22 protein-coding genes are annotated in these 23501 nt (G+C 37.8%); 10 read left to right on the forward strand and 12 right to left on the reverse strand.

All coding sequences use genetic code 11. The features are described from left to right. Window positions 1-70: 70 nt before the first annotated feature. The 3 genes from rpsD (at window position 71) to ACZ2V4_RS03470 (ending at window position 2840) form a co-directional block, all read left to right on the forward strand. Complete coding sequence (rpsD, locus tag ACZ2V4_RS03460) at window positions 71-673, forward strand: 30S ribosomal protein S4 (protein WP_219492567.1); 603 nt, start codon at window positions 71-73, stop codon at window positions 671-673. Between the two features lie 108 nt (window positions 674-781). Beyond that, complete coding sequence (locus ACZ2V4_RS03465) at window positions 782-1228, forward strand: OsmC family protein (protein ID WP_219492673.1); 447 nt, start codon at window positions 782-784, stop codon at window positions 1226-1228. A gap of 301 nt (window positions 1229-1529) precedes the next feature. Beyond that, window positions 1530-2840 (forward strand): cation:dicarboxylate symporter family transporter, encoded by a 1311-nt coding sequence (locus tag ACZ2V4_RS03470; RefSeq protein WP_219492676.1) that lies wholly within the window; start codon window positions 1530-1532, stop codon window positions 2838-2840. Window positions 2841-2879: 39 nt separating this feature from the next. Here the strand turns inward: ACZ2V4_RS03470 and hutH are convergent, their stop codons facing one another. After that, window positions 2880-4382: a histidine ammonia-lyase gene (gene hutH, locus ACZ2V4_RS03475; protein WP_219492679.1), complete on the reverse strand. Its 1503-nt coding sequence runs from the start codon at window positions 4380-4382 to the stop codon at window positions 2880-2882. A gap of 241 nt (window positions 4383-4623) precedes the next feature. Between hutH and ACZ2V4_RS03480 the strand changes: the two genes are divergently transcribed. Further along, window positions 4624-4830, forward strand: coding sequence for a hypothetical protein (locus tag ACZ2V4_RS03480; RefSeq protein WP_041636081.1), 207 nt, complete (start codon window positions 4624-4626; stop codon window positions 4828-4830). Window positions 4831-4910: 80 nt separating this feature from the next. After that, window positions 4911-5123 carry a hypothetical protein gene (locus tag ACZ2V4_RS03485; protein WP_086038960.1) on the forward strand — a complete coding sequence of 71 codons (213 nt, stop codon included), beginning with the start codon at window positions 4911-4913 and terminating at the stop codon, window positions 5121-5123. A gap of 47 nt (window positions 5124-5170) precedes the next feature. Here the strand turns inward: ACZ2V4_RS03485 and ACZ2V4_RS03490 are convergent, their stop codons facing one another. Continuing rightward, window positions 5171-5767: a lysophospholipid acyltransferase family protein gene (locus ACZ2V4_RS03490; RefSeq protein ID WP_219492684.1), complete on the reverse strand. Its 597-nt coding sequence runs from the start codon at window positions 5765-5767 to the stop codon at window positions 5171-5173. A gap of 126 nt (window positions 5768-5893) precedes the next feature. Here ACZ2V4_RS03490 and ACZ2V4_RS03495 point away from each other — a divergent pair, with 126 nt between their 5' ends. Continuing rightward, entirely contained in the window at window positions 5894-7087 is a 1194-nt protein-coding gene (locus tag ACZ2V4_RS03495) for a S1C family serine protease (protein ID WP_241427448.1), read from the forward strand. Between the two features lie 71 nt (window positions 7088-7158). On the opposite strand, the gene ACZ2V4_RS03500 is transcribed toward ACZ2V4_RS03495, so the two are convergent. From ACZ2V4_RS03500 to tyrS, 3 genes are all read right to left on the reverse strand, one after another. Beyond that, window positions 7159-8010, reverse strand: coding sequence for a TPM domain-containing protein (locus ACZ2V4_RS03500; protein WP_219492690.1), 852 nt, complete (start codon window positions 8008-8010; stop codon window positions 7159-7161). Beyond that, window positions 8010-8594, reverse strand: a complete 585-nt coding sequence (locus ACZ2V4_RS03505; protein WP_219492692.1) for a LemA family protein — start codon at window positions 8592-8594, stop codon at window positions 8010-8012. The genes ACZ2V4_RS03500 and ACZ2V4_RS03505 overlap by 1 nt, the downstream gene beginning before the upstream one ends. Window positions 8595-8664: 70 nt before the next feature. Beyond that, entirely contained in the window at window positions 8665-9918 is a 1254-nt protein-coding gene (gene tyrS, locus ACZ2V4_RS03510; RefSeq protein WP_490514506.1) for a tyrosine--tRNA ligase, read from the reverse strand. A gap of 334 nt (window positions 9919-10252) precedes the next feature. Between tyrS and ACZ2V4_RS03515 the strand changes: the two genes are divergently transcribed. Then, complete coding sequence (locus ACZ2V4_RS03515) at window positions 10253-12601, forward strand: transglycosylase domain-containing protein (RefSeq protein ID WP_420493838.1); 2349 nt, start codon at window positions 10253-10255, stop codon at window positions 12599-12601. An 85-nt stretch (window positions 12602-12686) separates the two neighbouring features. On the opposite strand, the gene ACZ2V4_RS03520 is transcribed toward ACZ2V4_RS03515, so the two are convergent. After that, window positions 12687-14354, reverse strand: coding sequence for a formate--tetrahydrofolate ligase (locus ACZ2V4_RS03520; protein ID WP_420493839.1), 1668 nt, complete (start codon window positions 14352-14354; stop codon window positions 12687-12689). A gap of 179 nt (window positions 14355-14533) precedes the next feature. Then, complete coding sequence (gene acsA, locus ACZ2V4_RS03525) at window positions 14534-16246, reverse strand: acetate--CoA ligase (protein WP_420493840.1); 1713 nt, start codon at window positions 16244-16246, stop codon at window positions 14534-14536. A gap of 101 nt (window positions 16247-16347) precedes the next feature. Here acsA and ACZ2V4_RS03530 point away from each other — a divergent pair, with 101 nt between their 5' ends. The 3 genes from ACZ2V4_RS03530 to ACZ2V4_RS03540 are packed head-to-tail and all read left to right on the forward strand — an operon-like array spanning window position 16348 to window position 18762. Next, window positions 16348-16980 (forward strand): GNAT family N-acetyltransferase, encoded by a 633-nt coding sequence (locus ACZ2V4_RS03530; protein ID WP_219492702.1) that lies wholly within the window; start codon window positions 16348-16350, stop codon window positions 16978-16980. Between the two features lie 10 nt (window positions 16981-16990). Continuing rightward, window positions 16991-17629 (forward strand): CBS and ACT domain-containing protein, encoded by a 639-nt coding sequence (locus ACZ2V4_RS03535; protein WP_219492705.1) that lies wholly within the window; start codon window positions 16991-16993, stop codon window positions 17627-17629. Then, window positions 17626-18762 (forward strand): acetoin utilization protein AcuC, encoded by a 1137-nt coding sequence (locus tag ACZ2V4_RS03540; protein ID WP_420493841.1) that lies wholly within the window; start codon window positions 17626-17628, stop codon window positions 18760-18762. Before ACZ2V4_RS03535 ends, ACZ2V4_RS03540 begins: the two co-directional genes overlap by 4 nt. A 77-nt stretch (window positions 18763-18839) precedes the next feature. Here ACZ2V4_RS03540 and ccpA read toward each other — a convergent pair whose 3' ends face one another. The 5 genes from ccpA to murC all read right to left on the reverse strand — a co-directional run bounded on the left by ccpA (window position 18840) and on the right by murC (window position 23493). Next, the gene (ccpA, locus tag ACZ2V4_RS03545; protein ID WP_219492709.1) at window positions 18840-19829 is read right to left on the reverse strand and encodes a catabolite control protein A; all 990 of its coding nucleotides are present in this window, start codon (window positions 19827-19829) and stop codon (window positions 18840-18842) included. Between the two features lie 91 nt (window positions 19830-19920). Next, window positions 19921-20991 (reverse strand): bifunctional 3-deoxy-7-phosphoheptulonate synthase/chorismate mutase, encoded by a 1071-nt coding sequence (locus tag ACZ2V4_RS03550; protein WP_219492711.1) that lies wholly within the window; start codon window positions 20989-20991, stop codon window positions 19921-19923. Between the two features lie 83 nt (window positions 20992-21074). Beyond that, a complete protein-coding gene (locus ACZ2V4_RS03555) occupies window positions 21075-21539 on the reverse strand; it encodes a YtxH domain-containing protein (RefSeq protein WP_219492714.1) in 465 nt (154 codons plus the stop codon). A gap of 51 nt (window positions 21540-21590) precedes the next feature. Next, a complete protein-coding gene (locus ACZ2V4_RS03560; RefSeq protein ID WP_099483672.1) occupies window positions 21591-22121 on the reverse strand; it encodes a DUF948 domain-containing protein in 531 nt (176 codons plus the stop codon). A gap of 76 nt (window positions 22122-22197) precedes the next feature. Beyond that, window positions 22198-23493: a UDP-N-acetylmuramate--L-alanine ligase gene (murC, locus tag ACZ2V4_RS03565; protein WP_219492715.1), complete on the reverse strand. Its 1296-nt coding sequence runs from the start codon at window positions 23491-23493 to the stop codon at window positions 22198-22200. Window positions 23494-23501 lie beyond the last annotated feature (8 nt).

Genomic DNA, 23501 nt, shown 5'->3' on the forward strand with positions numbered 1-23501 from the left:
ATATCGTATTAGGCATTTATCATATTTTTGTTTTTTACATAAAAAACAAAAACAGAGGAGGAGTCACATTATGGCTCGTTTTACAGGTTCAACTTGGAAAAAATCTCGTCGTTTAGGAATTTCTTTAAGCGGCACTGGTAAAGAATTAGAAAGACGCCCTTACGCACCAGGACAACACGGTCCTAACCAACGTAAAAAATTATCTGAGTATGGTTTACAATTACAAGAGAAACAAAAATTACGTTATATGTACGGAATCAACGAACGTCAATTCCGCACAATCTTTGATCGTGCTGGTAAAATGAAAGGTATCCACGGTGCTAACTTCATGGCACTTTTAGCATCTCGTTTAGATGCAGTAGTATACCAATTAGGTTTAGCACGTACACGTCGTCAAGCACGTCAATTAGTTAACCACGGTCACATCATGGTAGATGGCGCTCGCGTAGACATCCCATCATACCAATTAAAACCTGGTCAAGTAATTTCAGTTCGTGAAAAATCACAAAAATTAAACATCATCGCTGAATCAGTTGAGTTATCAAACCACGTTCCTGAATACTTAACATTCGACGCTGAAAAATTAGAAGGTACATTTGTACGCGTTCCAGAACGTAGCGAATTATCTGCTGAAATTAACGAACAATTAATCGTTGAGTACTACTCACGTTAATAAGTGCTTTGAAAGACTTTCGTCTTTCTATTATTCCGAACACTTCAGAATCATTGTTTCTGAAGTGTTCGTTTTTTGTTTTATATGGATAGATAAGGAGAATATAAAATGAAACATACATTTAACTGTACTGCTAAATTTAACGGCGGCTATCACGGTGTGGGTACGATAGAAAACAGAAATCTTAAGACTGAAATATCAATACCGAAAGAAATGAATGGACCTGATATCGGTACCAATCCAGATGAGATGCTTTTATCATCTGCAGTTACATGCTTTACAATAACATTAAGTTCTATGTTTGAACGTAATAATATTCCGGTTGAAATAGATTATGTGCATGCTAGCGCGACGATCAATAGTGAAAAACAAGTATTAACATATGAAAGCATTACTTACAATGTCTATTTGATCAGCACAGCACAAATGGATGAGCAAAGAATAGTAAGATATGTTAATAAATCCGAAGAAACTTGTATGATTACACGTGCTCTAAAAGGTAATGTTGAAGTTTCAATTGAAAATATTTATTTAAATAATAATATAGTAATATAATAATTTACGCATAAAACTATTTCGGTAGCCGGAATAGTTTTTTATAACATTTAATCAAAGATAAATTATATTAAACAAATAATATAATTTATGATATCGTTTACAGGTTTTTTCAAAAACATTGTCAAATGTATATGTACTCTACTTTCAGCGAATATCCTTAAAATTCACAGAGCACGCAATTACATCATTATTAAAACATAATGACTACTTAATTTTTCTGACAATTTGTAAATAATTAAATTGACAGACTTATCAATAACAAATAAAATACATGAGTACGAAAGAAAAGAGGTATGATATGAGTTCAGTTACAGAAATTAAAAAAACAAAAAAGAAAAAGTTTATAAGTTTACCGATGCAAATATTACTTGCATTAATATTAGGTGTTGTCGTCGGCGCCCTACTTAATGGTCAGAAAGAATACGTTAACTACTTTCAGCCATTAGGCGATGTCTTCTTACATCTTATTAAAATGATTGTTGTACCGATTGTATTCTGTTCACTTGTAATTTCTATTGCCGGTACAGGCGATATGAAAACTGTTGGCCGTTACGGCTGGAAGACGTTACTGTACTTTGAAATTATTACGACATTAGCCATTGGTCTCGGAATTATATTTGCAAATGTCTTTAAACCAGGTGCCGGTATCAACAAAGATCTATTACCTAAAGGTGATGTAACAAAGTATACGACAAATGCAGAAGCTGCTGCAGAGTCCACATATGGTAATCATATGATTGATACAATCGTTAATATTATTCCGACGAATATTATTGATTCTATGGCACAAGGTCAATTATTACCGGTTATCTTCTTCTCGGTATTCTTCGGTCTTGGGTTAGCTGCAATTGGTAAAAAAGGTGATCCAGTACGCGCTTTCTTTGACGGCTTCTTAGATGTTATCTTCTGGATGACGAATCAAATCATGAAATATGCACCAATTGGTGTATTTGCATTTATGGCAGTAACAATCATCAATTTAGGGTTAGGTGCATTGATTCCACTTGGAAAGTTAGCACTTGTTGTTGCAGGGTCAATGGTATTTTTCATTATCGTCGTGCTCGGTGCTGTTGCAGCAATGTGTAAGATCAATATCTTCCACCTATTGCGCATATTAAAGGACGAGTTACTGCTTGCATTCTCAACGTCAAGTTCAGAGACTGTATTACCTACCATCATGGACAAGATGGAGAAATTTGGTGCACCGAAAGAAATCGTATCTTTTGTTATACCGACAGGTTATACATTCAACCTTGATGGTTCAGCATTGTATCAATCTATTGCAGCACTTACAATCGCTCAAATGTACGGTGTTCATTTATCGGTGACTGAGCAACTTGTATTATTATTAACATTGATGCTGACATCTAAAGGTATGGCTGCTGTACCAGGTACATCAATCGTCGTTTTGATTACGACTTTAACAGCAATGAATATTCACCCTGAGGGCCTAGCACTTATCATTGGTATTGACCGTATCTTAGATATGATGCGTACAGTTGTTAACGTAGTCGGCAACTCTTTATCAACACTTGTCATTGCAAGATGGGAAAATCGTCTTGATTATGAAAAAGGCCGTAAATATTACGAAACATATTTAAATAAATAAAGTCTGATTATATAAAAAATAGTTCAAGGTACTCTTGAACTATTTTTTATATGCTGATTGTTTCAAGTAATCGGACACGACTTTGATATCTTTATGGAACTGTCTATCTTCTGTTATCGATGGTACAAACTCTCGATATTCTTCGTATTTCTTCTTCGTTTTCGGTGATAGCTTGTCTACACCTTTTAATTCTACTGCCTGCAGTGCAATCACACATTCTATGGCAAGTACATTCCTGACATTCTCTACAATCTGATACCCATGGCGTGAAGCAATCGTACCCATTGACACATGATCCTCCTGATTGGCAGATGAAGGAATAGAATCTACACTTGCAGGATGCGCCAATGTCTTATTTTCAGAAACTAAACTTGCAGCAGCATATTGCATAATCATCGCACCACTCTGCAGACCTGGCTGTGGACTTAAAAATGCAGGAAGATCGCCATTTAACTGTGGATTAACAAGCCTTTCTATACGACGTTCTGAGACATTTGAGAGCTCACTTACACCTATTTTCAAGAAATCTAGTGCAAATGCAACGGGCTGACCGTGGAAGTTCCCTCCTGAAATAACAAGCGTTTCATCACCTTTATCAAAGATGAGCGGATTATCATTCGCAGCATTCATTTCACATTCCAGCTTTTCTTTAGCATAGTTCAGTACTTGAAAACTCGCACCATGGATTTGAGGGATACACCTTAACGAATAGGCATCCTGGACTCTTAATTCGCCTTGACGCGTTGTTAATGATGAGCCTTCCAGCCAGTCTAGCATTCTATTTGCAACACCTAACTGTTCTTCTGAATTTCTAACGATATGCACGTGTTCATTATATGCATCGACAATGCCATTCAATGCTTGGTGCGTGAGAGCAGCAATCCATTCAGCATCATACGCTAATTGTTCCGCTTCAATATAACTAATTACGCCTTGGCTCGTCATCGCCTGTGTCCCGTTAATCAGTGCAAGACCTTCTTTCGCTCGTAATGTATGCGGTGCACGATTCAATGATTGTAAGACTTTACTACTTTCTTGTCTTACTCCTTTATAGATTACTTCTCCTTCACCGACTAATGCTAATGCTAAATGTGATAAGGGGGCTAAGTCTCCCGAAGCTCCTAAAGAACCTTGTGCTGGTATAACTGGGATAATACGTTGATTGATGAAAAAGACAAGCTGTTCGACAAGTTCAGTGCTTACTCCGGAATGTCCTTTTAACATCGTATTTAATCTTAAGATCATCATCACGAGCGCTACGTCGTCATTAAACGGTTCCCCTACCCCACATGCATGTGACCGTATTAAATTTAGCTGTAAATCCTCGTATTTATCCTGATCAATAAGAACATCGCTAAACAATCCAAACCCCGTAGTAATACCATAGATCGTCTCTTCATTGGCAATAATATCATCAACAATTTTCCTGCTTTGTTTAACGCGTGATAACGCTTCTTCACAAATTTCAACATTCTGATTTCCAGCAATTAAAGCCTTAATTGATTCAATCGTTAGATTTCGGCCATTTAAAACTAAATTCATTACACCATCCCCTTTGTTATAATTTTCTAATAATTCTAACAAATGAATTATATCCAATAAACATTAGGAGCACAATAGATTTTCTGAAAGTTATGCTTAGGTATCAAGCTACCAATTTAATATGTTATCTCTTTAAATAAATAAAGTAACGACGCCAATTATATTTGAATACTCTAAAACATCTTTATTTATATGCAAAAGTATTATATAATGAATTAATATAAACAATGAGGGTGATTTTATGCAAATATTGCCACAACTTTTTAAAGGTAAATTAACTGCGTATCAGATTTCTACGGCAACAGATATTGATATTGCAACGATTGAATCCCTTTTTGAAGATGAAGCAGCTGTTTCATCATTGGATGAAGCCACATATCTTACATTAAAACAATTAGAAGATGAACTTTTCAATAACGACCATAGAACAGGAGAAACAACTGCATAGCTTGTTTCTTTTTTTGTTTGATTATTTTGTTTAACGGGTATGTTCTTATTATAGATACAAAAAGGAAGAAGGTGTGAATCATGGGAGTTATATTGCTTAAAACTTCTTATCCTGACACATCTCAAGAACATGCAGAATATAAAATAATCCAGAACGAGTGTGAGAAGGTTCGTTATATCAATCAAGCGAGAAATGAATTCTATAAACGAATGCATAGATCAGATGACGAACAGGTGATTAAGCTAGAATTTATTTATCCAGATGATGTTGAAACTCATTATTATAAAGCTTAGGTCGTAACACAAAAGCGGAATGATCTATAGATCATTCCGCTTTTGTGTTATTTCATTGTTGCTATAATCGATTTTGTGCTGTTTTCAAGTTGCTGAGTAATCTTTTCTATTGCTTCAGTTTTATTGTACTGGGATAAATATGTAGTGCTATCAATGGGTGCTCCAAACTTAATCCAGCACTTTCTTCTCTTAAATATAACATCACGAAATTTAAGTGGTCCTGTATAAGCCGCAGGAACAATCTTACTTTTTGATAGTACAGCAATCGTCGCCGCTCCTTTTTTCATCGGTGCTGCATTATTGCGTTGTCCACTCGGGAAGATACCAACAACCTTACCTTCTTTTATCAGCTTAACAGGTATCTTTAACGTAGATGGTCCTGGGTTTTCTCTATTCACAGGAAATGCATTAACTGATCTAAAAAATCGATTTAATAGCGGTGTCTTAAATAGTTCCTGCTTCGCCATATAATGAACTTCTAACGGATATAGACTCATCGCGAGCATTATAATCTCCACCATACTCTCATGGTTACATGTCACGATAAATGCTTCATCTTCAGGAAGATGATGTTTGTCTGAAACCTTTAACTTGTTTAATATTTTAACAAAGAAGAAGATGATACGAGAAATGAATTGATACATATGGCACTCCTTTTACATAGAATATTTATATTTTATCATAACCTAATATATTTTGAAGAGTGCATTTGCTTGAACTCTGATTTTAATGGGATTATACTTTTTGTATCGCAGCAAATGGAGGTAGCTATGGAACAAAATCATGAATATTACAATGAAAACTCTCATCTACAAACACAACACCCAAAGAAACAAAAAGCCGGCTTCTTAAAGATGGTGCTTGCTGGTGTCGTTGGATCTGTACTCACGCTTGGTGTGACTGAATTACCAGAGTATTTCTCACACGATGAAACAGAAACAATTTCTCCAGTCACAGTTGATAATACAACAACTTCCAAATCAACTTCAAATCTCTCTCAAATGCTGGAACAAGTTTCTCCTGCAATTGTCGGCGTTATCAATATGCAGCAGGCACCTAGCAGTATCTATGATATCCTATCAGGCAATCGATCTACCGATATTACACCTGCAGGAACAGGTTCAGGTGTAATATATCAAGTTGATGGGAACAATACATATATTGTTACAAACAACCACGTTGTTGAAGGCGCTAAAGAATTGAAGGTTAAATTATCAAACGGGAAAACGATAGATGCTGAACTAATGGGTACAGACGCTTTGACCGATATCGCTGTACTCAAAGTAACAGGTCAGCTAAATATTAAACCCGTGGCCTTTGCCGACTCTTCTAAGATTCGAATTGGCGAACCTGTCTATGCGATTGGTAATCCATTAGGTCTTGAACTTGCTGGTACAGTAACAGAAGGTATCGTGAGCTCAAAGGAACGTACAATGAAAGTAGAAACTTCTGCCGGTAACGCTAGCGTCAAAGTTATTCAGACGGATGCAGCAATTAATCCCGGGAATTCTGGTGGTGCTTTAATTAATACAAGTGGTCAGCTGATCGGTATCAACAGCATGAAGATATCTGCCAATCAAGTGGAAGGGATTGGATTTGCTATTCCATCAAATGACACTAAGACGATTATTGAACAGCTTGTTAAGAACGGTAAAGTTGAACGTCCATATATGGGTCTTGGACTGGTAGGAATCAATGATGTTCCAGCTGAGTATCTGAAAGAACTTAAAATAACACAAACTGAAGGTGTTGTTGTAGCACAAACTGACAGCGTTTCTCGTACAAAGTTCAATAAAGGCGATGTCATCACTGCTATCGATGGACATAAGGTTGAAAGTGATAGCGACGTTAGAAATTATATTTATACACATCATAAAGCAGGCGACAAAGTGAAATTTACTGTTTATAGAGAAGATAAGAAAACAGAAGTTACGATGACTTTAAGAAGTACAAATAGCAAATAAAAAAATCCGGAAATGTAGTGTATCCCTAAAGTTGAATTTTTTAGGGTTCATAACATTTCCGAATTTTTTATTTAGAAGTTTCGACCAGCGCCACCGCCGTCAAAACCGCCACCGCCAAATCCTCCGCCTGAGAAACCTCCACCAGAGAAGCCTCCAGATGAGAAACCTCCACCAGTCGGAAAGAAGATGACAGGGCCAGTGGATCGACGTCCACCGCCACCACCGCCACGTCCTCCACCACCGAAGAACATAGAGAGAATCAAGTATAAGAAGAATATTGCGATGATAATTTCAAACACACTGATATCACCAACACTATCGTCTTGTGTAGCAATGGGTGTATCACGTGTATACTTTTCACCATCAAAGCCGTAGCTCTTACTGATTTCATCAAATATTGCATTATAAAGTTTAGTCATCGCCTGCGCATAATAGCGTCGAGACGTTTCATTGCTAGCATCTGGGTCTGCCTGCATCGCTTTTTGAATATCAGGCATCGCATATGTATCAATCATACGTCCTACTTTAGCGTCGTTCAGCACACCTTGTAGGCCGGGGCCTACCATCACTTCTATACCACGATTGTTATTTTCATTATTATTGTCGAGATTCAGCAAAATAACGATACCATTATCTTTATCCTTATCTCCTACCCCATATTCACGACCTGCGCGTAGTGCATAATCTTCTTTAACTTCCTGTCCGATACTTGGCATTGTCATCAGCAAGATTTCAGCAGTCGTACCACTGTGAAGCGTCTCACCTTTTTGGTTTAATGCATCTTTTTCCTGCTGCTTAAAAATACCGATATGATCCTGCACGAACCTCGGCTGCTCAAGTTTCGGTAATGGTTCAGCTGCACTAACCGGAAGTGCTGTAAGAAAGATTATAAGACTCGCGAAAAATATCGTGAATCTCTTCATTACTCAGAATCCTTATCAGAATTAAAATCTACATTTGGTGCATCTTTTGCAGCACTATCAGCTTTAAAGAACTCTTTCTTTTCAAATCCAAATAATCCGGCAACGACACTACCTGGGAAACGTTTAACGACTTTGTTATATTCCGTAACAATATCATTATAGTCATTACGTGCTACTGCGATACGATTTTCTGTACCTGCAAGTTCATCACGAAGCCCTGTGAACTGTGTATCTGCTTTAAGTTCTGGATAGTTCTCCTGAATTGCGATTAGTCGACTTAAAGCTGAGCTTACTTGTGCGTTCGCTTCTGCTTTTTCTTCCATTGTATTTGCACCTGCTAATTTCGCACGTGCATCAGAGACATCTTTGAATACTTTTTCCTCATGTTTTGCGTAACCTTTAACTGTTTCAACTAAATTAGGAATTAAATCAAGACGACGTTGTAACTGCGTATCAATCTTCGCTTGAGATTTTTCAACTTCTGTATCTAAATCAACAAGTTTATTATAGGGACCGATCAACATACTACCGATTACTAATAATAATACGATGAGACCGATCACCGGTACTAATAACTTTTTCATTGCATTTCTCCTTTACCTTAAATTACTTAATTTTACCCTAAATACATGGACTGTAAACATAGTCAGTGTATTAGTGAATAATCATAAAGTATTTCTTTTTGCCACGTCTAATAATCGTAAACTCACCCTCAATCTTGTCAGTCGCTACGATTTCATACGCAACATCCTGAACCTTCTCTCCGTTAATCGATATCGCACCGTTTGTAATATCTTCTCTTGCCTGACGTTTACTTGGAGAGATGCCCGCTTCTATTAATAATTCAACGAGATTTGTTGTTGTAACTTTTGCCTGTGGCACATCTTTAAAGCTTGTGCGTAACTGATCCGCTGTTAAAGCCTTTAAATCCCCTTTGAATAAAGCGTTTGTAATATTAACTGCTTCTTCTAATGCAGATTCATCATGGACATATTTCGTTACCTCTTCGGCTAATCGTTTTTGTGCAAGACGCAAGTGCGGTTCGTTTTCAACGGATGCTTCTAAAGCATCTATCTCTTCTTTACTTAAGAAGGTAAAGTATTTTAAAAACTTGATAACATCGCTATCTGGTGTATTGATCCAGAACTGGTAGAACTCATAAGGTGTCGTCTTCGTGCGATCTAACCAAATGGCCCCTCCTTCCGATTTACCAAACTTCTTGCCGTCAGATTTTACAACTAAAGGAACTGTCATACCATAAGCTTCAACTTCGCCATACATACGTCGCATGAGTTCCATCCCACTTGTGATATTACCCCACTGGTCACTGCCACCGATCTGGAGCTTAACGTTCAATGTTTTATTTAAATGTCCAAAGTCAATGGCCTGCAGAATTGTATAAGTAAACTCTGTGAAAGAAATCCCTGTTTCAAGACGAGATGCGATACTGTCTTTATTTAATAAATAGTTTACACCGACATGCTTTCCGTAATCTCTTAAGAACGTCAACAGATCAATTTCACCAAGCCAGTCTTTATTGTCTACACGAATTGCACCATTTTCAGTACCGAAATTAAATAACTGCTCCATCTGTTTGCTGATACCGTCGACATTATGCTGAACTTGCGCTAATGTCTGCAGTGTACGCTCATCTGTTCTCCCAGATGGATCGCCAATCATTCCTGTAGCGCCCCCAATGAGAACGACAGGGCGATGTCCATGTGCCTGGAATCGTTTTAAAGTCATGAAAGGAAGGAGATGGCCGATATGCAGGCTATCTGCAGTCGGGTCCGTTCCACAGTATACGCTTACCGATTCCTTATTCAGCAAAGCTTCCATTTCTTCAGGATTCGTCTCCTGATAGATTAAACCTCTCCATCTTAAATCTTCTAATAATGCACTTGTCATATTAATTTCCTCCTCTTAATTAAAATAAAAAAGCCCCCCTACAAATGTAAGGGTGCTTGAATGCACGGTACCACCAAACTTATGATTACTCATCACTTTATTAATGAAAACGCTCATTATGACGTAGACTCCACATATCAGGTGTATTCATCAAAGAACATGCTTAGTTTTCACCACCCACTAAGTCTCTAAATTCAAGTTCAATCATTACTTGTCCCGAAAAGTCTTTATATTTAGTTTCAAATCAATTATGATACTAGTGTATAAAATTGGATGAGTGAAGTCAAGAACCTGAAATTATGATATACTAAAAAAATATTCAGGAGGAAAAAATATGGCAAACAAAACTTCATACAAAGATAAATTTAAGCGTCAACTTATAGGCTATAAGGAAGGATTCAAAAACATTAAATTTACCCCCTACGTTATCTTTAATGGCCTTTATGAAACTGTTTCAAAAACACTGCTCTTTCTAATTACAGCAGGCATTTTATTCGCTACGCTCATGCTTGGGATCGGTAGTGGCTATTTCCTGGCACTAGTAAAAGATGAGCCGGTAAAGTCTAACAGTGAATTGAAGAAATCACTTTATGAGATGACACAAAGTACAACTGTATATTTCGGTTCGGGAGAATCACTTGGTAATTTAAACGCTGATACACAGCGACAAGTTGTTAAGCTTAAGGATATGAGTCCTCATGTGAAAGATGCATTGATTGCTACTGAAGATGAAAGTTTCTATCGCCATAGAGGTATTGTACCGAAAGCTTTTATACGAGCAACTGCTCAAGAATTTCTTAACACTGGCGCGACGAGTGGAGGCAGTACTTTAACACAGCAGCTTATCAAGAATCAGCTGTTAACAAATGAAACTTCCTTCCAAAGAAAAGCCAAAGAAATGATGCTTTCTTTTAAAGTAGAAAAAGCACTGACGAAAGATGAAATTATTGAAGCTTATTTAAATGTCGTCAGTTTTGGTCGCAACACGAATGGTCAGAACATCGCTGGAATCGAAGCGGCTGCTCAAGGGATTTTCGGTGTTAAAGCAAACGAGCTTAACATCGCTCAAGCTGCATATATCGCAGGCCTTCCACAAAATCCTTATACATATACACCCTTTTTGCAGGACGGTTCAGTCAAATCTAAAGATGATCTTGCATATGGGCTGACAAGACAGCAATATGTTCTATCACGTATGTATCAGGAAAATAAGATCAATAAAACAGAATATGATAAAGCAAAATCATTTAACATCGTTAAGTCATTTACGAAAGATGTAGAGACGCCAAACGAAAAATATCCTTTCCTGACCCAAGAAGTTGAAGATGAAGCTATAGATATTCTGAAATACCACTTTGCTTCAAAGGATAATGTTTCAAAGACAGAACTTGATGAAACACCCGTTCTTCAAGAAAAGTATAAGGGCATCGCAGAACGTGCTGTACGTAACGATGGGTATATCGTAGAAACTACAATTAATAAACCCATTTTCGATGCAATGAATGCAGTCAAAGATAATCCAAACTATTATTCTTATGACCGACAAGTAGAGGCAGGCGGAAAAACAAAGACATTGAGCCAAGAAGTCGGTGTCCTTTTAAAAGAAAATAAGACGGGTAAAATTATCGCGTTTATTGGTGGCCGAGATCACGATAAGTCACAAAACAACCACGCAATGAAAACGAAACGTTCTCCAGGATCTACAATCAAACCATTATTAACCTATGCTCCTGCAATGGAGTATGGCATTACGGCGCCAGAGACGATGCTGCTCGATAAAAAGTTTAATTACAATGGTTATGAACCAGAAAACTATGCACGTATGGAATACGGGAATGTGACAACACGTTATGCGTTAGAGAATTCTTTAAACTTAAGTACTTTAAGACTATATTCTAGTATTCAGGATAAGAAGCCATGGGAATTATTAAACAAGATGGACTTTAATATTCCAGGATCTGAACAGGAAAACTTATCATTAGCACTCGGTGCGACAGATATCACGCTTAAAAATAATGTGGATGGTTTCTCAACTTTAGCCAATGGAGGAAACTATCAAGAAAGCTATATGATCGAACGTATTAAAGCTAAAGATGGCAAAGTCATCTATCAGCATGAAGCAAAACCAGAGCGTATTTATAGTGCATCTACCGCTTATATGACGACTGATATGTTACGTGGCGTACTCGATACTGGTAGTGCTTATTCATTGAAAGGCACCTTCCTATATAATCAGGACTGGGCCGGCAAGACAGGTACGACTCAAGATGCAAAAGACAGTCTGTTTGTTGCTTATAACCCTAAAGTAACAATGGGTATCTGGATGGGCTATGATGTTCCAACTACATTTGATGAAGAAAATCATTACCAGCTCAAGTTATGGCGTGATATCGCCAATCAGATTTCATCAATCGACCAATCCCAGATGGGTGTCGGTGAACGATTTAACCAGCCAAAGAGCGTAACAAAACAAAGCATCTGTCAATTTACGAATAGCACATCCGGCTGTGTATCTGGTGAATCTACAAAAGAAAGTCTCGTATCTGACAAAACTGATTTAACTCAGAAAACACTAGATACTCCTGATGTATTGAATAGACTTGGTATTAAGCTAGACCCTGCAACAAAAAGTAAGATCTTTACGAAATCGAAACAAAATACGCAAAAGAAAAAGAGAAACTAAAAAAGAACCGGTCGGTATAGAAACGTATTGCTTTCTATACTGATCGGTTCTTCTTATTATTTATCATCACTTGAGTAATATTCTATTAGAATAAACCTACTGCATTACCCTCTTTATCTACATCCATACGCAGTGCTGCCGGTTCTTTTGGAAGACCAGGCATGGTCATAATGTCCCCTGTTAATGCAACGATGAATCCTGCACCTGTCTTAGGAATTAATTCACGGATTGTAATTTCAAATCCAGATGGACGACCTAGTTTCTTAGGATCATCAGAGAATGAGTATTGCGTCTTCGCCATACATACTGGATATTCATTCCAGCCATTGTCAGCGATTGTTTTTAATTGTTTCTTCGCTTTATCAGTGAATACTACATCATCTGCACCGTAGATCTTTTGAACGATTGTACGGATTTTCTCTTCAACTGGTAACGATAGGTCATATAATGGTTTAAAGTTTTGTGGTTGTTCCAGCACTTCTAATACTAAGTTCGCCAAATCTTTACCACCTTCACCACCATGTTCCCATACTTCAGTTAATGCTAATTTCACACCATGTTCTTTTGCCCAGTTAATAACAAATTCACGTTCAGCATCTGTATCCGTAACGAAATTATTTAAAGCGATAACTGGTTCAACACCAAATTGATTTAAGTTTTCGATATGTTTCTCTAGGTTCTGAATACCGGATTTTAATGCTTCTACATTTTCAGCTCCAAGCTCATTCTTTGCAACTCCACCATGCATCTTAAGCGCACGGATAGTAGCAACTACAACGATTGCATCTGGTTGTAGACCTGCTTTACGCGCTTTAATATCCATGAACTTCTCAGCACCTAAATCTGAACCAAATCCTGATTCAGTAACAACGATATCTGCTAATTTACGTGCAGTCTTCGTTGCGATGATTGAGTTACATCCGTGAGCAATATTAGCGAACGGTCCACCGTGAATAAGCGCAGGTGTACCTTCGATTGTTTGTACTAAGTTTGGTTTTAATGCATCTTTAAGGATTAATGCTAAGGCACCTTCTACTCCTAATTCTTTAACAGTAACTGGTTTGCGGTCATAAGTATAACCGATTGTCATTTTTCCTAGGTTTTCTTTTAGATCTTCAATATTGTTTGAAAGACAGAATACAGCCATGATTTCACTTGCTACCGTGATATCGAAACCATCTTCACGGGGTACTCCTTTGAAAGGACCACCAAGACCAACAACCACTTGACGTAATGCACGGTCATTCATATCGATGACACGCTTCCACTCAACGCGACGTGGATCAATATTTAATCTATTCCCTTGATAAATATGATTATCGATAAATGCTGCTAATGCATTATTTGCTGTTGTGATGGCGTGTAAATCTCCATTGAAGTGCAGATTAATTTCTTCCATCGGTAAGACTTGTGCACGACCCCCACCAGTCGCTCCACCTTTCATACCAAATACCGGACCTAAACTCGGCTCACGCAAAGCTACCATAACGTTCTTACCTAACGCTTTAAATGCATCTGAAATACCTACAGTGACTGTTGATTTACCTTCACCAGCCGGTGTTGGACTCATCGCAGTCACAAGTACTACTTTACCTTGCTTATCTGTAGTCACTTTAGAAGTGTCAATCTTTGCTTTATAATGCCCGTATTGCTCAACCGCATCATCAGGAATACCTGCAGCTTCAGCGATTTCAGCAATCGGTTTAATCGTTGCCTGATTAGCAATTTCTAAATCTGATAAATATTTCGTCATTTTAACATTCTCCTAATCATTTAAAGTGTCTTTACATCCTAATAATAAGATAACGCTTTCACATTGTCGAATGTTTTCTATTATTAATTCTTAAAATTATAATAAAATACCGCACGCGTTCTGTGTCTGTGTTACCACACTAAAAAAGGTCAGAACATCATCGTTCTGACCTTCAAATATTAATCTTCCATCGTACTTAAATCACCCGTCGGCAAATCTAGTTCCCATGCCTTAAGTACACGTCTCATAATCTTACCTGAACGTGTCTTCGGCAGCTTATCTTTAAACTCGATTTCTCTAGGTGCGGCATGTGCTGCAAGTCCTTCTTTTACAAACACGCGAATTTCTTCTTTCAGTTCATCTGTTGCTTCATACCCTTCACGGAGTGCAATAAATGCCTTAATGATTTCTCCGCGAACCGGATCCGGCTTTCCGATAACACCCGCCTCTTGTACCGCTGGATGTTCTACAAGCTTAGATTCTACTTCAAATGGGCCTACACGTTCTCCCGCCGTCATAATAACATCATCTACACGTCCCTGGAACCAGAAGTAGCCATCTTCATCCATATATGCAGAATCACCTGAAATATACCAGTCTCCTGGTAAGAAATATGATTTATACTTCGCTTCATTATTCCAAATTTCTTTCATCATCGATGGCCATCCTGATTTCATCGCTAAGTTTCCCATACGGTTTGGCGGAAGCTCGTTACCTTCATTATCAACGATTGCTGCAATAATGCCAGGTAATGGTTTACCCATCGAACCAGATTTAATATCCATCGCAGGATAGTTCACAATCATATGACCTCCTGTTTCTGTCATCCACCACGTATCATGAATACGCAGTTTAAATACATTGTGCCCCCATTTAATTACTTCAGGATTCAAAGGTTCACCGACAGACAGTATATGACGTAAGCTCGAAAGGTCAAATTTGTTAATCACTTCATCCCCTGCACCCATTAACATACGGAATGCTGTCGGTGCAGAATACCACACTGTCACTTTAAATTGCTGTATCGTCTTATACCATCCTTCTGGAGAGAACCTTCCACCTGCGATTACATTTGTCACACCGTTCAACCATGGTGCAAATATACCGTAGCTCGTCCCTGTAACCCATCCTGGATCTGCTGTACACCAGTAGATGTCATCTTCTTTTAAGTCTAATACGTAGTATCCAGAAATATAGTGCTGGATCATTGCATTCTGTACATGAAGCACTCCTTTTGGCTGTCCAGTTGAACCAGAAGTATAATGAAGAATTAAACCATCATCCAGTGTCAGCCATTCAATTTCAAATTCATCTGATGCAGACTCAAACTTAGCATTGAAATCGATATATCCTTCCTCTACATCTTTATCTACTACAACAATATGTTTTAAGTGTGGTAATTCGTCTTTTGGTATACGTCCGAGTAGACTTTTCGTTGTAATGATGACACTCGCTTCACTATTCTCTAAGCGGTCACGTACTGCTTTCTCCATGAATGCTTCAAATAATGGCCCTACGATAGCACCAATCTTAAGAACGCCTAAAAAGGCAAAGTAAAGTTCGGGAGAGCGTGGCATAAAGATAAATACACGGTCTCCTTTTTTAACACCCGCTTCCTGAACGAGCACATTCGCAGCCTTATTTGAATTGCGCTGCATCTCTTCAAAAGTATATGATTCCTCGCGATTTGCATCTTTGTAGTGTAACGCTACTTTATCCCCTTTACCATTATCGACATGTTTATCAATGCATTCATAAGCCATATTAACTTTCCCTGTATTATGCCATGAGAAGTTCTTCTCAACTTCCTTCCAGTCAAAGTTGTTATACACTTCCTCGTAGTTAGATAGATTGTGATCACCTTGAACTGCTTCAAAAATTTCTGTCTTCATTTTAAAATCCCCCTATGTAATCGTTTTCATTATTACTCTTATATTATATAATAAAGTTGACTGATTTTTCAAAATATAAAATTATTTCTCAAGGAGTGACTATGGAGCATACTAAAACTTACTATAAACGCACAGTTGAAGCTAACGGAAAATCAATTATCGTCGAAGGCCCAATAGACAGTGATACCTTAAAGAAATATACATTTGATGAGGGTCTCGTTGCATTCAGAATTCCGAAAGAACAATTTGTAGCAATTCAGGAAATTGCAGACCTCGAGGAAGGACGTATCATTATATGCCGAGATGGTGACAATATTATCGGATATACAACTTATCTATATCCAGATCCATTAGAACGATGGAGTGATGGAAACTTACCTTATCTATTAGAGCTTGGCGCGATAGAAATTAGTGAACAGTATCGTGCAATGGGCCTTGGTAAGGCCATGCTTGAACTGTCAATGCAAGATGATGCGATGGAAGATTATATCATTATTACGACCGAATATTATTGGCATTGGGATTTAAAGAACAGTGGCCTGGATGTATTCGAATATAAAAAAATTATGCAGAAGATGATGGCTGCTGGTGGCATGGAAGTATTCTCTACAGATGATCCTGAAATTACAAGTCATCCGGCCAACTGCTTGATGGCAAGAATAGGCAAACGCATTACAAATGATCAGATACAGACATTCGATAATATTAGATTCCAGAATCGCTTTTTCTTATAGGAGGGTAATTATGTTAGTAGAACGCATTATGACATCACCATGTATTACATTCAATACAGAAGGTTCTATCGCTCAGGCCATCGCATTGATGAATGATAAGAACATTCGCCATTTACCGGTTGTAGACGATGAACAGCATTTGCAAGGTATTATTTCAGATCGTGAAATAAAAGAAGTATTGCCGTCACTATTAAAACATGATGAAGCAATTGATTATAATGTCCCGATTTCACAGATTATGAAAAAAAATGTGATTACATGCCACCCTCTTGATTTTGTGGCAGATATTGCAGTTGATTTTTATGATGCATCTATCGCCAGCATTCCAGTTGTACAAAACGAGAAAGTTGTGGGCATTGTAACCAGTAAAGATATGCTCAATACATTTATTGAGCTTACCGGTGTAACACGTCCAGGTACAACAATACAGATTAGCATTCCTGATGAACCGGGTATTATGCACGAAGTCACGGAAGTATTTCATAGACATAAGATCAGTATCGAGAGTATTCTCGTATTCCGGGATACAGCACAGGTCGGTAAGAAAATTGTGACGTTACGCATGCTTGCAATGAATCCAAATATTGCGATATTTGATCTGGAGAAGAAAGGATTCACAGTACTTGATCCTTTCGAAAGCGGCCTATGACAAAATTCGTCTACTCAAAGAACTTGCTGAAATACCGCTTTCGTGATGATCACCCGTTTAATCAGATGCGCCTGTTACTTACGAAATCACTGCTTGAAAGCTTATCACTGCTGCGCGCAGAAGATATCGTTGAGCCCCGTACTGCAACAGATGAAGAACTGATGCTCATTCATCAGCCAGAATACATTGAAGCTGTAAAAAAGGCAGGACGCGGAGAACTGAGTGCCGGTGATTGTGATAAATTTGGACTTAACTCAAATGATACACCGAACTTTAAAGATATGCATGAAATGAGCGCGTTGTTAGTAGGCGCAACGCTTACTGCATGCGATATTGTTATGACTGGTATCGATCATACCGCATGTAACTTTGGTGGTGGGCTCCATCACGGCTTCACTGGACGTGCTTCAGGATTTTGTATCTATAATGATTCTGCAGTCGCTATAGAATATATGAAACGTAAATATAAACAACGTGTGCTCTATATCGATACCGACGCACATCATGGTGATGGCGTACAGTTTGCTTTCTACAGCGATAATCAGGTGATGACCTACTCTATTCATGAGACAGGTCGGTACTTGTTCCCAGGAACTGGTGCCATTACTGAAAAAGGTGAAGGTGATGGTTATTTATACAGTATGAATATACCTGTTGATGCCTATACTGAAGATGATTCATTTCTAGAATGTTTTGAAGAAAGTTTACGCGCAGCATGTGAATTCTTTAAACCGGATATTATATTAAGTCAAAATGGTGCGGATGCACATTATCTTGATCCATTGACACACCTCTCTTGTACACACAGGACATATCAGCACATCCCACAAATCGTCCTTCGATTAGCAAATGAATATACAAATGGAAAGTGGATTGCTGTCGGAGGTGGCGGTTATAATATCTTTCAAGTCGCACCACTCGCCTGGGCACAAGTATATAATGCGATGCTCGGACGCAGTTATTTAGAAGGTGCAATACCAGATGACTGGATTACGATGTGGCAAAGTAAAGCACAAGTAAAGATGCCAAAAACATGGAATGAAGATCTACAAGGGTATCGAGTCATACCTAGAAGACGCGATATCGAAGAAAAAAATAAAATGATGCTGGCACGTATCGTACAGCATTACTAGGTGCTCGTGTTTTTATTTTACGAGCCACTTTACCAACCCATAAAAAAAGGACCTCGCATACGCAAGGTCCTTAATTTCTATTTCGTCGTTCCACGATATTCTATTCTATAAGGTAGAACGACTTTCTGATCTTCAATCGGCTCATCGTTCATATATTTAGTCAAAAGACGCATCCCCACAGCACCGATATCATATAATGGCTGCATTACACTTGAAAGCTTCGGGCGTACCATTTTCACTAATCGAGTATTGTTAAAACTGATGACCTGTAAATCATCAGGTATAACTCTTCCGTCATCCTGTGCTGCATGTACGATACCAATCGCCTGCTCATCACTAATGCATAGTATAACTTCAGGATTCGTCTCTTTAATCACTCTATATGCCTTCTCACCATCTAAATATTGTTCAGCCCCTATATATTGAGCTGATTCCGGTAATTCAATCGCATGTTCGCCGAGCAATGATTTCATTCCACTTAATACATCGATCTGTGCTTTTTCAGAATATCCTCCACCAACAAATGCAAATCGTTTCACACCTGCTTCTATGAATTTATGGGTAATTTTTCTACTCGCATCCACATAATCGATATTCACTGAAGGTAAGCTTTCATCTTGATCGAGTGTCCCTGATAATACCACAGGTACACTCGATTTACGTATCATCTCTGCTGTCTTCTCAGAGAGTGTCCCCCCTAAGAATATGATGCCATCAACTTGCTTTGACAGTAAGTTATTAAAGATTTCTTGTTCTTTTAATGCATCATTATCAGAATTTGAAATGATTGTCTGATATTTATACATCTTAGCGATATCTTCTAATCCACGTGCAAGTTCTGAATAATACATATTAGAAATATCCGGGATGATTACCCCAACTGTTGTAGTCTTCTTGCTTGCTAGCCCACGTGCGACTGCATTTGGACGATAGTTCAGACGTTCAATCACTTCATTTACGCGATCTCTTGTCGCAGGCTTCACATTTGGATTGCCATTTACGACACGAGATACAGTGGCCATAGATACTTTCGCTTCGCGTGCTACGTCATATATTGTTACGGTCATTTTTTCCTCCTGAAAACGTTTTATTTATTATTCTAACACGTTTTCAAAGACTTTTCATTCTAAATGATTATTTTAAGCAAATTTTTTATTGTTAAAATTTACTTTTAAATTCATTTAACGCTTTATAGAAATTTTCGAACTCTTCAAAATCCATCTGCTGACCGGCATCACTTAATGCAACGGCTGGATTTGGATGTACTTCAGCCATCACCCCATCTGCACCAACTGCGAGTGCAGCACGAGCTACCGGCAGCATAATATCCTTACGTCCCGTTGAATGTGTAACATCTACCAATACAGGAAGGTGTGTACCTTGCTTTAATATTGGTACGGCAGAAATATCTAATGTATTTCTTGTTGCTTTTTCATACGTGCGAATACCACGCTCACATAAAATAATCTTTGAATTGCCTTGTGCATAGATGTATTCGGCTGCATAGACAAACTCTTCTATCGTTGCGCTCAGTCCACGCTTAAGAAGTACGGGTTTATTTGTACGTCCTGCTTCTTTAAGGAGTTCAAAGTTCTGCATATTTCGCGCACCGATCTGGAATACATCAACATACTGGTCTGCAAGTTCAAAATGCGCTGGATTGACAATTTCACTGACAACGTTGAGGTTATATTTCTTACCCGCATCGTGAAGAATTTGTAATCCTTCTTCTCCTAGTCCTTGGAAATCATACGGAGAAGTTCTTGGCTTAAATGCGCCACCACGAATAAATTTTTCACCTTTGTCATGGAGATTTTTAGCGACTGCTTCAACTTGTTCTGCAGATTCTACTGAACATGGTCCAAATACATATGACTTTGTACCTGCACCGATGATGCCTCCGTTATCGAATGTAACAATAGTGTCTTCTTGTTTTAACTTACGTGAGACTAAAAGATGCTTCTCACTTTCAGACTTCTGTAATTCTGTTGAAGCTTTAAATATTTCCTTAAATAACTGCTTGATAACATTGTCATCAAATGGACCATCATTTAAATCCAACAATTTATTAATCATTTGTTTTTCGCGTTCGGGATCATAGATTGCAGTGCCTTGCTTACGTTTTTCTTGTCCGATCTGCTTTGCAATTTCACCACGTTCGCTTAACAGCTTTAATATTTCAATGTTTAATGTTTCAATGTTTTCGCGTAATGCATTTAAATCGTTCATCGTTTGACCTCTTTTATTTTAAAATTAAAAAAATAGTAGACTTTAGGCCTACTATTTTATCATATTACAAAGATATTTTGTGATTATTTGTTTTTAGGGGATAAATTGTCAGCAATGTGCTTAGTTTTTTTGTTTTCTAACAATGCTTCGTCCTTGTTTGGCGTTAATGCTTTATCCACAACTGCATCTGGCTGCTTCAAAGTATCATCGTTCACCTCAGCTTTAATTGCTCTCTTCTGAAGCTCTAGATCGCTTTGATTCTCCTTAGAAAGATCTGCGTTAAATGTAACAGCTTTCTCTTTAAAGCTTTCAGCATTTTTAATTTGATCAGTATATGATTGTATAGATTTTGATTTTAATACTTCTACCTTTTCTCCAAGTTCTTCTTGCAGTACTTTACCTGATTTTGGAGCAACGAGTAAACCGATAAATGACCCCACTGCAAGTCCTGCGACAAGTCCTAATGAAAAGTCACGTGCTGTTGTATCCTTTTTCACTTCGTATTCTTTAACTGTATGTGTATGTAAATCTCTATTATAAGTTTCCATCTTATTCCCTCCTAAAAAAAGAATGTACATAATGTACATTCCCTTAGCGGTTTACTTTAAACCTGCATTAATTTTATCCTGATCTAAATGATCACCTGTTGTATGTGTTTCATTAAAGTTATTTTGTGGTGTACGATAAATATCATCATTAAAATTTACAGTACCACGACGTTGCTTTCTCATCTGCCATTTATCAGCAACTTCCATTGCAACGTTTGACCACTGAACAACTTGAGAAATCTTATCTTCGTTCTGCGAGATGTTATGCGTAATTGATGATGTAACATTATTAACTGAACTGTTTAAGTTCTGTACTGAATCACCAATACCTTTCACTGCATCTACAACTGAATTTAAACGTTGAGATTTGTCCTGAACATCTTCTGCTAAACGATTAGTTTTGTGAAGTAAATCTGTTGATTCACGAGTGATTCCTTGAATTTGTCCTTCAACACCATCTAAAGTTTTAGCTACATGATCTAAATTCTTCTTCACTGATAATAAAGTGATTCCGATGAATACACATAGAATTAAAAATGCAATCGCAGCGATTAGACCTGCAATCGGTAAAATCCATTCCATAAAAACGCCTCCTAAAATTATTAACTTGTTATACTCTAAATTACCCTTATACCTTATTAATAAACATCATATCATACTATTTTAAATTTTCATATGCGACTTGAATTTTCTGTATATCTCCTGCACCCATAAAGATAACCACTGCATCTTTATATTGTTTCAGCAGATTGACGTTGGATTCGTTTATCAGTTCAGCACCTGGAATCAATATTTGCAAGTCACCGATTGTCAGCTCCCCACTATCTTCACGTGCTGAACCGAAGATATCACAGAGATATACTTTATCTGCAAGCTTTAAACTATTTGCGAAATCTTCAAGAAATGCACTTGTACGTGAAAATGTATGCGGCTGAAATACTGCGATGACTTTACGCTCAGGATATTTCAGGTGTGCAGATTGTAGCGTCGCTTTAATCTCAGTTGGATGATGTGCATAATCATCGATAAGAATCTGTTCGTCCTGTACCTTTTCACTAAAACGACGTTTAACGCCACCAAATGTGCTTAAAGCATGTTTTACAGCTGCGTTATCCAGTCCTTCTAGGTGACAGATTGTTATGACAGCAAGTGCATTCAGTACTTGATGATCTCCATACATTGGAGTAACAAACGTATCAAACAATTCTCCGTCAATATACACTTCAAACTGTGTCCCTTGTGGGGTCGTCTTCATATTCTTTGCAACGACTTTATTATCTTCTTTAAAGCCATAGTAATAAATCGGGATATCTGCTACGATATCTCTTAAATTCTCATCGTCACCACAAGCTACAATTGCTTTCTTAACCTTCTTCGTCATCTCCTGGAATGCATTGAACACATCGCTCATCGATGCAAAGTAGTCGGGATGATCAAAGTCGATATTTGTAATAATCGCATAATCCGGTGAATAGCTTAAGAAATGTCTGCGATATTCGCAGGCTTCAAATGCAAAATACTCACTACCAGGCATCCCCATCCCTGTACCATCACCAATGAGGTAAGAAGTCTTCTTGTCACCATTCATCACATGAGATAACAGTCCAGTTGTCGACGTCTTACCGTGAGAACCAGTAACTGCCACAGATGTATATTGACCCATGAAGTTGCCTAGAAAGTCATGATAACGAGTTACAGTAAGTCCAAGTTCATGTGCACGCACAATTTCTTCATGGTCATCATTAAATGCGTTACCGGCAATGATTGTCATACCTTCTTTAATATTCTCCTGATTAAATGGCAGTATTGTTATTCCTTTTTCTCTTAAAGATTTCTCTGTAAAAAATTCTTTCTCGATATCTGATCCTTGTACTGTTTCACCCATATCAAATAGTATTTGAGCTAACGCACTCATTCCTGAACCTTTAATACCAACAAAATGATATAAAGTCATAAATTCAT

Source organism: Macrococcus sp. CoH-51_TC_04 (genome assembly GCF_058188655.1).

Coding starts and splice junctions, on each gene's coding strand:
- rpsD (WP_219492567.1), top strand. CDS start 71: ATGGCTCGTTTTACAGGTTCAACTTGGAAAAAATCTCGTCGTTTAGGA.
- ACZ2V4_RS03465 (WP_219492673.1), top strand. CDS start 782: ATGAAACATACATTTAACTGTACTGCTAAATTTAACGGCGGCTATCAC.
- ACZ2V4_RS03470 (WP_219492676.1), top strand. CDS start 1,530: ATGAGTTCAGTTACAGAAATTAAAAAAACAAAAAAGAAAAAGTTTATA.
- hutH (WP_219492679.1), bottom strand. CDS start 4,382: ATGAATTTAGTTTTAAATGGCCGAAATCTAACGATTGAATCAATTAAG.
- ACZ2V4_RS03480 (WP_041636081.1), top strand. CDS start 4,624: ATGCAAATATTGCCACAACTTTTTAAAGGTAAATTAACTGCGTATCAG.
- ACZ2V4_RS03485 (WP_086038960.1), top strand. CDS start 4,911: ATGGGAGTTATATTGCTTAAAACTTCTTATCCTGACACATCTCAAGAA.
- ACZ2V4_RS03490 (WP_219492684.1), bottom strand. CDS start 5,767: ATGTATCAATTCATTTCTCGTATCATCTTCTTCTTTGTTAAAATATTA.
- ACZ2V4_RS03495 (WP_241427448.1), top strand. CDS start 5,894: ATGGAACAAAATCATGAATATTACAATGAAAACTCTCATCTACAAACA.
- ACZ2V4_RS03500 (WP_219492690.1), bottom strand. CDS start 8,010: ATGAAGAGATTCACGATATTTTTCGCGAGTCTTATAATCTTTCTTACA.
- ACZ2V4_RS03505 (WP_219492692.1), bottom strand. CDS start 8,594: ATGAAAAAGTTATTAGTACCGGTGATCGGTCTCATCGTATTATTATTA.
- tyrS (WP_490514506.1), bottom strand. CDS start 9,918: ATGACAAGTGCATTATTAGAAGATTTAAGATGGAGAGGTTTAATCTAT.
- ACZ2V4_RS03515 (WP_420493838.1), top strand. CDS start 10,253: ATGGCAAACAAAACTTCATACAAAGATAAATTTAAGCGTCAACTTATA.
- ACZ2V4_RS03520 (WP_420493839.1), bottom strand. CDS start 14,354: ATGACGAAATATTTATCAGATTTAGAAATTGCTAATCAGGCAACGATT.
- acsA (WP_420493840.1), bottom strand. CDS start 16,246: ATGAAGACAGAAATTTTTGAAGCAGTTCAAGGTGATCACAATCTATCT.
- ACZ2V4_RS03530 (WP_219492702.1), top strand. CDS start 16,348: ATGGAGCATACTAAAACTTACTATAAACGCACAGTTGAAGCTAACGGA.
- ACZ2V4_RS03535 (WP_219492705.1), top strand. CDS start 16,991: ATGTTAGTAGAACGCATTATGACATCACCATGTATTACATTCAATACA.
- ACZ2V4_RS03540 (WP_420493841.1), top strand. CDS start 17,626: ATGACAAAATTCGTCTACTCAAAGAACTTGCTGAAATACCGCTTTCGT.
- ccpA (WP_219492709.1), bottom strand. CDS start 19,829: ATGACCGTAACAATATATGACGTAGCACGCGAAGCGAAAGTATCTATG.
- ACZ2V4_RS03550 (WP_219492711.1), bottom strand. CDS start 20,991: ATGAACGATTTAAATGCATTACGCGAAAACATTGAAACATTAAACATT.
- ACZ2V4_RS03555 (WP_219492714.1), bottom strand. CDS start 21,539: ATGGAAACTTATAATAGAGATTTACATACACATACAGTTAAAGAATAC.
- ACZ2V4_RS03560 (WP_099483672.1), bottom strand. CDS start 22,121: ATGGAATGGATTTTACCGATTGCAGGTCTAATCGCTGCGATTGCATTT.
- murC (WP_219492715.1), bottom strand. CDS start 23,493: ATGACTTTATATCATTTTGTTGGTATTAAAGGTTCAGGAATGAGTGCG.